The sequence below is a fragment of the Bacteroides sp. RTP31139st1_H2_RTP31139_211217 genome (assembly GCF_040227615.1).
Taxonomy (GTDB): domain Bacteria; phylum Bacteroidota; class Bacteroidia; order Bacteroidales; family Bacteroidaceae; genus Bacteroides; species Bacteroides uniformis.
Genome location: NZ_JBCNZM010000161.1, coordinates 1 through 11120, shown reverse-complemented (window position 1 = coordinate 11120; position 11120 = coordinate 1). Strand labels below are relative to the sequence as shown.

General features: G+C 49.0%; 5 protein-coding genes. All 5 read left to right on the top strand.

Translation table 11 applies throughout. From position 1 onward, the window contains the following. A partial coding sequence (locus ABUA47_RS19805; RefSeq protein WP_349831938.1) for a glycoside hydrolase family 5 protein occupies window positions 1-816 on the top strand: 816 nt, incomplete at its 5' end. 31 nt (window positions 817-847) lie between these two features. Further along, window positions 848-2920 (top strand): glycoside hydrolase family 97 protein, encoded by a 2073-nt coding sequence (locus tag ABUA47_RS19800; protein WP_035447040.1) that lies wholly within the window; start codon window positions 848-850, stop codon window positions 2918-2920. After that, window positions 2917-6642 carry a glycoside hydrolase family 2 TIM barrel-domain containing protein gene (locus tag ABUA47_RS19795; RefSeq protein WP_349829760.1) on the top strand — a complete coding sequence of 1242 codons (3726 nt, stop codon included), beginning with the start codon at window positions 2917-2919 and terminating at the stop codon, window positions 6640-6642. The genes ABUA47_RS19800 and ABUA47_RS19795 overlap by 4 nt, the downstream gene beginning before the upstream one ends. Before the next feature lie 26 nt (window positions 6643-6668). Next, window positions 6669-8729 (top strand): beta-galactosidase, encoded by a 2061-nt coding sequence (locus ABUA47_RS19790; protein WP_035447046.1) that lies wholly within the window; start codon window positions 6669-6671, stop codon window positions 8727-8729. Between the two features lie 22 nt (window positions 8730-8751). After that, the coding region (locus ABUA47_RS19785; RefSeq protein ID WP_349831937.1) for a glycoside hydrolase family 2 TIM barrel-domain containing protein at window positions 8752-11120 on the top strand (2369 nt) is incomplete at its 3' end.

Sequence of the window (11120 nt, the reverse complement as noted above, 5' to 3'; positions counted from 1 at the left end):
GACCTGATGGACCGCGTAGAGAAAATCCTAAACTGGACCCTCGACTGTGGCATGGTGGCTATCATCAATATCCACCACGAAAACGAATGGATTAAACAAGTACCCACCGACAGCAAAGCAAAAGAAAAATTCACTTCCATCTGGAAACAGATATGTGAACGCTTCGAAAAGTACGGTGACCACTTACTGTTCGAGCCAATGAATGAAATCGGATACGATGAGATTTGGACTCCGTGGAGCGGTAGTGAAGCCGACAAGGCAAAGGCACTGGGATACGTGAACGACCTCAACCAGCTCTTTGTCGACATAGTAAGAAACAGTGGCGGCAACAACGCCAAACGTCATCTGTTGGTGGAAATCTACAACACCAACTTGGAGTATGCTTACGACCCCTTGTTCAAGATGCCGAATGATCCCGCAAACCGACTTGCTCTTACAGTGCATTACTATACTCCCGCAAACTTTGCCATACTGGGTGGAGGCGAGGTTGTCGATTGGGGTGTAGGCCGGGAAAGCTGGGGAACGGAAGCTGACTTCAAGGAACTGAACGACAATATGGACCTACTGAAGAAGAATTGCGTAGACAAAGGAATCCCCGTCATCATAGGCGAATATTGCGCCGACTCCAGAAACAGAACAAAGGAAGTGATAAGACTCTTCTGTGTTTCCGTAACCGAAGCCATCTACTCGCGCGGCATGTGCCCAATGCTATGGGACACTCCGGGGGGACAATACAACCGACAGACTTGCCAGTTCGACGACCCTCTCTTCTTAGAAGAAATGATGGCTATTCCGGTTAAATATCCACGGAATTAAACAAATATTCATAATCAATAATCAAATAAAAATGAACAGAATCAGCACTTGTTTCGCCAGCCTATTGCTTTCTTGTGCATTGACGGCACAAGCACAGCAATATCAACTGAATTCACCGGACGGAAAACTAATTGTCAACATCGAAGCCGGACAAACCCTCAACTGGGCGATTGCCCACGACGGTACCACCGTTCTTTTGCCTTCAGACATTGCCATGCAATGCACCGAAGCTGAGGGAAAGCCCATTGCTTTCACCTTCGGCAAAAATGTGAAGGTGACCAAAGCTACCCGTACTTCCGTCGACACTTCCTTCCCCACTCCTTTCTACAAAAAGGCGAATGTGAAGGACACTTATAACCAACTCACGCTGAAATGCCGTAACGGCTATAGCATACAGTTCCGCGCCTACGACGACGGAGCCGCCTATCGTTTTGTTTCCGAACTGCGCAAACCTTTCTGCGTGAAGGACGAGATTGCCGAGTTCAACTTCGACCGCGATTACCACGCTTTCGTGCCCTATATTAACGACAATCGCGCCGGCGAGCGTTACTGCTACTCCTTCGAGTCCTACTACGATGAGGCCCCCCTCTCTCGCATGTACAAAGACTCGCTTGCCATTACTCCGCTGATGGTAGAACTGGAGAACGGAAAGAAAGCCGTCATTATGGAAGCCGGATTGTCCAACTATCCCGGCATGTTCCTCACTGCCAACCCACAGATGCCCCACGGAGTGAAGGCAGAATTCGCCCCCTATCCACAGGAAACAGTCATCGGAGGCTATGACCGCTTGAACCTCGTCCCTACCAAACGTGCCGACGTTATCAGCAAGCCCAACAATGCCCCCTACTTCTGCCCCAACGGGCGTCCCACAGGGAAACAGACCTATCCTTGGCGTGCCGTGCTTGTTGTTACCCACGACACACAACTCGCCAACAACGACATGATGCAACGCCTCGCACCCGAATGCCGCATCGCTGACACATCCTGGATTAAACCCGGAAAAGTGGCATGGGACTGGTGGAATACTTGTAACCTGACCGGCGTGGACTTCAAGGCAGGCATGAATACGCCCACCTATAAGAAATACATCGACTTTGCCGCCGAAAACCAGCTGGAGTATATCATCATCGACGAAGGTTGGAGCGGAAAGGAATCATTAATGGAAGACATCAGTCCCGAAATCAATCTCGAAGAACTGGTGGCATACGGCAACCAAAAGGGCATAGGCATCATCCTCTGGGCAAGCTGGCGCAATCTTACGGGAGGAGGCGACATCTCCCCTGCCGTGGAACAAGTTATCAGCCACTACGCACAAATGGGAATCAAAGGTTTCAAAATTGACTTCTTCGACCGCGACGATCAAATCGCCATCTCTTCTACCGAACAGCTCGCAGCATGCGCCGCCAAACATCACATGTTGCTTGACCTACACGGACTGAAACCCTTTGGTATCCAGCGCGCCTATCCCAACATCCTCAACTTTGAAGGTGTGAAAGGACAGGAAAACAGCAAGTGGGAGCCCATCGTGAACGGTGCGCCCTTGCATGACTTTCCACGCTACGACGTTACCGCTCCCTATCTGCGCCAACTCGTCGGTCCGATGGACTATACGCCGGGAGCTATGGTAAATGCCACCCGTTCCTTGTTCCGCTCCGTCAACGATCACCCCATGAGCCAAGGTACGCGTGTACACCAGATGGCTATGTACACCGTCTTCGAGGCACCCTTGCAGATGCTTGCCGACAGTCCCAGCAAATACATAAAGGAACAGGAATGCACCGACTTCATCGCCAAGGTTCCCACTACCTTCGACGAAACCATTGCCCTTGATGGTAAAATAGCCGAATACATCACGATAGCACGCCGCAAAGGAAACACTTGGTTTGTAGGCAGCATGACCAACTGGACTCCGCGCAGCTGCACCATCGACCTCTCCTTCCTCGGCGAAGGAAACTATGAAGCTGAAATCTTTGCCGACGGCGTCAATGCCGACCGTGAAGCTACCGACTATAAAAAAGAAGTACGCATCGTCACTGCCAAAGACAAACTCAATGTACAACTGGCACCCGGCGGTGGATGGACAGCACGAATTACAAAAAAATGAATCTGAGAAAACTGTTTCTGCCATTGTGTTCAGTAGCCTTGTGCCTGCAATCCTATGCACAAGACAAATCCTTCCTTAAGGATATGCTCTGGTATATAGACAACCCTTCTGTATTTGAAAAAGGACAAGAGGAAGGACACGCTTGGCATATGCCCGAAAAGAGCATGCTACTGAATGGGACATGGAAGTTTTTCTGGTGCGATACACCGGAAGGGATACTTGCACACTTTTTTAACCCCGAATTCCCGGATAAGCAATGGGGCGACATCAAAGTTCCCTCAAACTGGGAAATGCAAGGTTATGGTGACAAGCTGTTCAGAAATGTATCTGCTCCCTTCGGGGTGAATCCACCACATGCTCCCAAAGAGTATAACCCTACCGGACTATACCGGCGAACATTCAAGGTACCTGCAAGTTGGGCAGCAAAAGACCAGATATTTTTAAGGTTCGAGAAAGTGGCATCCGCTTCTTTTGTATGGGTCAACGGTCATGAAGTGGGCTACAATGAAGGAGCACAAGAACCTGCCGAATACAACATCACTCCTTATTTGAAGCCGGGCGAAAACACGCTGGCTGTCTGTGTACTAAAGTATTCGGACGGCTATTACCTGGAAGGACAAGATTATTGGCGACTGGCCGGAATCTTTGACGACGTATGGTTGTACGCCACACCTGCTGTCAGGATATTCGACTGGCAAGTAATCACAGAGTTTGATAATACGTATACCGATTCGCAGTTAAGTATTCAGGTAAAAATCAAGGACTACCAAAAGAAGCCAAATGAGAATTATGGATTGAAAGCTTACTTAAAGGATAAAAACGGCAAGATTATCTGTAACTTTTCCGCAGCTCCATTTGAAATGGACGCTGCGGAAAAGACAATACAGTTGCATACCTTGGTACAAGAACCCCGGAAATGGACAGCCGAGACACCCGAGCTTTATACGCTCGGTCTGGAATTATCCAATCCGGCCGGTCTGCAGAAAGACAAGATAGAAACGGTCATCGGATTCAAAAAGACGGAAATCAAAGACGGTGTTTTTTATCTTAACGGTATCCCACTGAAAGTCAATGCACAAAATTCGCACATGCAGCATCCCGAAGAGGGACATGTCATGGACGAAGCCACCATACGCAAGGATTTTGAATTGTTGAAACAGTTTAATTTCAATGCCGTACGTACCTCTCACTATCCTCCGGTGAATAAGTATTTGGAACTGGCCAATGAATACGGGCTTTATATCATAGACGAGGTGGGCGATGAAGCCCATGCCTCGGAATGGATTTCAAGTCTCCCGGAATACGAAGAGATGTATCGCGAGCGATGCCGCAGAATGGTGTTACGGGACAGAAACCATCCCTGCGTCTTGTTCTGGAGCGCAGGAAACGAAAGCGGTGAAGGTATCAACATTACCCACACCATTGAAGAAGGGAAATCGCTGGACCCCACCCGCTTCTGGATGTATGGCGGAAATGCATTCTCCCATCCGGCAGAAGATATTATCGGACCCCGTTACCCTACTCCTATGGAACTGGAAATGCAGGTAGGCATAGGAGAGGATTCCCGACCATCGTTTATGGATGAATACTTATCGGTTGCAGGCAATGCCGGCGGTGCCCTGAACGATTATTGGGAAGCCATCTACCGACATCCCCGCCTGATGGGAGGGGCCATCTGGGATTTTGTAAGTCCGGGACTGACCGAACGGATAAGGCAAGTGGACGACCTTTCGCCCTTCCATACTCCCGCCCATCTGATGGGAAATGCCCGCTTAGTGAAGGAAGGAAAGAACACGGTGCTGGACTTGAACGGTCACGACCAATGGGTAGAGGTCTATCGTGCAGACAATGTGGAGTTGAACAGTAATGAACTGACACTCACTTGCAGAATCTACCCCCGGAAACTAGTAAGCAGTTGCGGCTCATTCATCACAAAAGGCAATTATCAGTTCGGGCTGCAACAACGCGGTAAAGACAAACTGGAATTTTATATCTATACTGATAAAAAGCATTCCGTATGCGCCTCCTTGCCTACTGACTGGGAATACAACTGGCATCAAGTGACGTGCGTCTACGACGGACAGAAAATGTCCATCTATATAGACGGAGCAGAAAAGGCCTCCACACAAGCATCGGGCAATATCCGGAACTTCCCCTACCCCGTCAACATCGGTCGGAATGCAGAAACACACGGCCAAGAGACTTCGGTCTACATCTGCGATGCTCAAATGGACGAAGTCGGCATTTTCGCCAAGGCACTGACTTCCTCTTTTCACCCGGAAGAAGCCGCTCTGTGGCTAGATTTTGAGCAAGAGACGGAAAATGGTACATTCTACAGTTACGGTATCGGTGCACGTACGTACGGCAGCATCTGGCCCGACCGTAGCGTACAGCCCGAAATGTGGCAAATGAAGAAAACCGGACAACCTCTTTCTTTTTCCATGTCGGATGTGACAGAGGGAGTCGTTGAGTTATGGAATCGCAATCATTATACAAATGCTTCCCGATATGCCATACGATGGGAATTGAAAGAAGATGACAAGGTTATTCAATCGGGCGACTTGGCACTCTCAACAGCGCCGCTTAGCCAAGAGCTGGTGCACATACCTTATAAGAAGCCAGCCCTGATTCCCGGCAAAGAATACCGCCTGATGCTTCATGCCGTCCTGAAAAAAGATGAATTGTGGGCAAAAGCCGGACATGAGGTGGCATGGGAAGAACTTGAACTGCCTTGGAGCCTGCCATGCTCTTCGGAAGAAAAGGCTCAAGGCGTACCTTCCTATTCACTTTCGGAGAAAGAATTGGTTGTCTCCGGAGATGGCTTCAAATATGTATTCAACCGTACCGACGGACAACTGACGTCGATGGTTGTTCAAGATATGGAACTGCTGGAATCACCGCTCCGGCTGAATCTTTGGCGTGCCCCGCTGGCCAATGAGCTGGACAACTGGAATGCCTCCAGCGCCCGCTCCTCCAACTGGAAAGAAGGTTACGGATACACGGTAGCCACAGAAATGTATTCTGCAGGGATTGACCGCCTGACACATCAGCCCCTCTCTTTTTCGGTGTCCGAAACCACCGAAGGCGTACATATACACATCATTGATGCGGAATTGATGGGCAAAGGAGAAAAAGAGAAAAAAGACCTCTACATCGAAGGAATACAGAACAACGGCATCATCAACCACTATGAGTATATTATCAATAGTGAAGGGACGATAGAGATACGCCATGTATTGAAGCCTGAAGGGAAAATGCCGCTTTGGTTTCCTCGCATAGGACTTACGCTGACCGTAAGCGATGCGCTCGACCAAGTGAAATGGTACGGCCGAGGACCGCAAGAGAACTATCCGGACCGGAAAACCGGCTATCCGACGGGGATATATGCCTCTACCGTACAAGCTATGTACGAGCCCTATCTAATGCCACAAGATTACGGATTGCGGACAGATGTACGCTGGCTGCAACTGACCACGGACAAAGGCATCGGCCTTCAATTCAAGATGAACGAATGGTTCAACTTCAACATTTATCCGTACAGCACAGACAATCTGACGAAAGCGATGTATACCTACCAATTGCAGAAGCAGAAAGGCATGACCCTGAATCTCGATTATGCCACTACCGGGGTCGGCTGTACGGCCCGCGGTGTATTCGGTGCTTACAAGGCGATGCCGCAGGAATATCGGAGAACCATCAGCATAAGACCTATGATGAAATAAAAATATTGTATCGGACTGGTAAGATTATGAAAAACAAAAATTACTTTATTCTATTAGTGTTGTTTTTAAGCGCTTTACAAATAAAAGCGCAGTATTCATTCGACAACGTGCTTTATGGTGCAGCCTACTATCATGAATATATGCCCTATGAGCGACTGGATGAAGATATCCGGCTGATGAAAAGAGCCGGCCTGACAGTAGTGCGCGTTGGAGAATCTGCCTGGGGAGTATTTGAGCCGCAAGAAGGAAATTTTGAATTTGAATGGATGGACCGCATTCTGGACAAGATGCATGCAGCAGGAATCAAAGTCATCTTGGGAACTCCCACCTATTCCATTCCTGCATGGCTGGCATACAAACACCCGGAAGTGCTGGCAGAACACGCCAAAGGAAACAAAGCCTATTATGGAATCAGACAGAACATGGATTTTACAAACCCGACCTACCAATTCTATTGCGAACGGATTATCCGCAAGATGCTGGAAAGATATGCACAGCATCCGGCAGTCATCGGGTATCAAGTGGACAACGAAACAGAAGCGCGCGGAGTAAACAACAGAGACTATTTCTTCGGATTCAGGAACTACATCAAACAGAAATTCAACAATGACCTGAATCTGCTTGCCAAGGAATGGGGAATGAACTACTGGGGAATGAACATCAACACCTGGGAAGAGTTCTATCCGCGCGATGGAGTGACAAGCCCCTCGTACAAGAATGAATGGGAACGCTATAACCGGAAGGAAGTGGCCGATTTTCTGAATTGGCAGTGCGACCTTGTAAATGAATACAAGCGTAAAGACCAATTTGTCACCCACTGCTTTATGCCCGACTTCCATAATATAGACCAAGTGGAAAGTTTCAGGCAGATGCAATATCCTGCCATCAATGTCTATCACGATGTACAGGATAAACAAGACGGCCAGCGCATCGCTTATGCCGGTGACTTCGTGCGCACCGTGGCCGACAACAATTACATCGTCATGGAAACCAACGCACAAGGCATCGGCTGGGATGCCCGCACCCAGTTTCCTCCCTACGACAACCAGTTGCGGCAGAATGTGTACGCACATTATGCTTCCGGAGCCAATATGGTGGAATACTGGCACTGGTCTACCCTGCACTACGGGCAGGAGACATACTGGCGAGGCGTGCTGGGCCATGACCTCCAGCCCAACCGCATATACAAGGAATTCACCACCACCGCCAAAGAGTTGGAAAGAATAGGCAGCCACATCGTGAACTTGAAAAAGAAAAACCGGGCAGCTATCCTCTACAGTCATGATTCTTATCATGCTCTCGGCTTCATGCCCTACACTTACAAGAGCAATTATCCCATTGATATGGTGCATAAAGCCCTCTATTTCCAAAACATAGAAACGGACATCATCCCTTGTGACAAGACAACCGATTTCAGCGGATATGACATGCTTGTCATTCCCCCTTTGTATGTGGCTACCGACCAATTGCTATTAGCCATTGATGAATTCGTACAGTCCGGCGGACACGTGGTAATGATGCACAAAAGCGGTTACTGCAATGAGCACTCCGCAGTTCGGGCCACCTTGGCTCCCGGGCCGCTACGCAAAGCCTGCGGCTTCCATTACCAGGAATTCTCCACTATCGGTGACTTATCATTAAAGGATAACCCCTTTCAATTAGAGGGAAAGAACCAGATAAGCGACTGGTATGAATTCCTGATTCCCGAGACAGCCACCCCGTTGGCTTATGCAGAGCATCCGTTCTTCGGCAAATGGCCCGTTGTCACCGAAAACAAGTATGGCAAAGGCAAACTGACCTACATAGGAGCCTACCCTTCGCAGGAATTGCTGAATGCCATCGTGCGAAAGGCAGCCATCCATGCCGGTATCATCTCTTCAGAGAGCGACGTGTTCCCCATCATACAGCGTTCGGGAATAAACAAAGCCGGAAAAGCCATCCGTTACTTCTTCAATTACAGCAGCGAGAGCAAAGAAATCACTCATAACTATCCGACGTCCAAAGAGCTGATTTCCGGCAAGACTGTAAAAGAAGGAGACCATGTAACATTGCCCCCCTGGGGAGTTCTCATCATGGAAGTTTATTGACCATCAGAAAACATGAGAAAAAATGAGAAAAAAGATATTTGCCTTTCTATTGCTAAGTGCCCTATATGCCGGCGCCCAAGAAGTTCCGGACTGGGAGAATCCTATTGTAGTCGGCATCAACAAAGAGCCGTATCATGCCACACTGACATTGCCTTCGCAAAAAGCCGATTGCAAAGAAATCATATCCCTGAACGGCAAGTGGCGATTCCAATGGTCTGCCGACCCGGGAAAGCGCCCGGCCGACTTCTACAAGAATGATTTCAATACCGACACATGGGATACCATCATAGTACCGGGAGCATGGCAATTGCAAGGTTATGGGAAACCTATCTATTCCAACGTAAACTATCCCTTCCAGAAGGATGCACCCAAAGTGACAAGCGAGCCTCCCGCCGAATATTACAGTTACGGGCACAGAAATCCCACAGGCTCTTATGTCACCACGTTCGAAGTGACGCCCGATATGAAAGACAAGTGCCTATACCTTCACTTTGAAGGAGTAAAATCGGCCATGTATGTCTGGGTAAACGGAGAGCGGGTAGGCTACAGCCAGAATTCGATGTCGCCTGCCGAGTTTGACATAACCGAATTTGTGAAGAACGGAGCCAATCGTCTGGCAGTGGAAGTGTATCGGTGGTCGGACGGCAGTTATCTGGAAGACCAGGACATGTGGCGGCTTAGTGGAATACTCAGGCCGGTAGAGCTATGGGTACGTCCCCGGACAAATATCCGGGACTATAGGTTCAGCAGCGACTTGTCGGACGACATGCGTTCAGCTACATTCGGAACCGAAATTTGGATAAGAAACCAGACCGACCGCAAAGTAAAAGACCTGACCGTAGAAATAAACCTGGTGGGGAAAGACAACAGAGGAAATAAACTCGACAAAAAAATGGTGGCTCCCGTAGGTACTATTCAGGCCTTTTCTGAAACGAGCGTCACACTGTCCGAAATGCTCCGGGAGCCTCAACTATGGTCTGCCGAAAAACCGCATCTATATGACATCCACATCAAGCTTCGCAGGAAGAATGAACTTTTGGAATCGTTCGAATACCATTGGGGCATACGGAAAATAGAAATCGCGGGAGACGTCTTCAAAGTCAACGGGAAAGCCGTCAAGCTGAAAGGAGTGAACCGTCACGACTTCCATCCCCGTATGGGATTCTTTGTCGACAGCCGGACGATGGAGAGAGATATCCGGCTGATTAAACAAGCCAACATCAACATGATACGCACGTCCCACTATCCACATCTGCCATTGCTGTACGAGCTATGTGACAAGTATGGAATCTACGTAATGGACGAAGCGAACCACGAAAGTCATGCCTACGGTTTGGGGAACAAAGTATTAGGAGACAACCCTCAATGGACACTGGCCCATGTGGACCGGGCAGTAGCCGTGGTGGAAAGGGACAAGAACCATCCGTGCATCCTATTCTGGTCATTGGGCAACGAGGGTGGAAGCGGTGCCAATTTGCGAGCTATGGCAGACACAATCCGTGCCTTAGACCCCACCAGGCCGATATACGACGATACAGACCGCACCGTATCCGACGTCTATGACGAAGCCTATCTGCATCCCAACGCTTTGAAGGAACTTGGCGAGAAAATAACCGACCGCCCCGTATTCATGAGAGAGTATGCCTACGCCATGGGAAATTCCATCGGCAACCTCAAGGAGTATTGGGATGTGATTGAAAAGGACGAAAGTATTATCGGAGCTGCCATTTGGTGCTGGGTAGACCAAGGCATTCCTAAAAAGCTTAACGGTGCACCGTTAAGTTTCGGCGAGAGCCCCTCGTCACTCCCATTACTGCCCGATGAATTCTGGGCGTATGGAGGAGATTTCGGGGACTATCCCAACGACGGTCCCACCGGCATTAACGGGCTGGTATCTCCCGACCGGGTGCCTCACCCCCATTACTATGAAGTACAAAAAGTATATCAATACATCAAGTTTGAAAAGAAGGGAACACAGCAAATCAAATTGACCAACGGGTATGCGTTTTCCGATTTGGATGAATTCGATTACAGCTATGAGTGGATATGCAACGGAAAGGCTGTACGCAACGGCGACCTCCACTTGTCCGAAGGGAATCTGCTGGAGGTACCTTCAAGACCGGATAAGTGTGGGGAACTTTGCCTCAATGTATATGCCACGTTGAAGGAATCCACGATGTGGGCAGAGAAGGGCTTCAAAGTTGCCAAGGAACAACTTACGTATCATGACTATGAATTCCCACAATTGAAGGATGACGGCGGGAAGGCCACGTTTAAGGAGACACCCGAAGCGGTGGAAATTATAGCCGCCGATGCCTTGTTCACCATAGAAAAAGGTACCGGTGCTTTGGTGAGTTGGCGAGTCAAGGGAGAAGAGTTGTTGCACAGTGC

Coding starts and splice junctions, on each gene's coding strand:
- ABUA47_RS19795 (WP_349829760.1), top strand. CDS start 2,917: ATGAATCTGAGAAAACTGTTTCTGCCATTGTGTTCAGTAGCCTTGTGC.
- ABUA47_RS19800 (WP_035447040.1), top strand. CDS start 848: ATGAACAGAATCAGCACTTGTTTCGCCAGCCTATTGCTTTCTTGTGCA.
- ABUA47_RS19790 (WP_035447046.1), top strand. CDS start 6,669: ATGAAAAACAAAAATTACTTTATTCTATTAGTGTTGTTTTTAAGCGCT.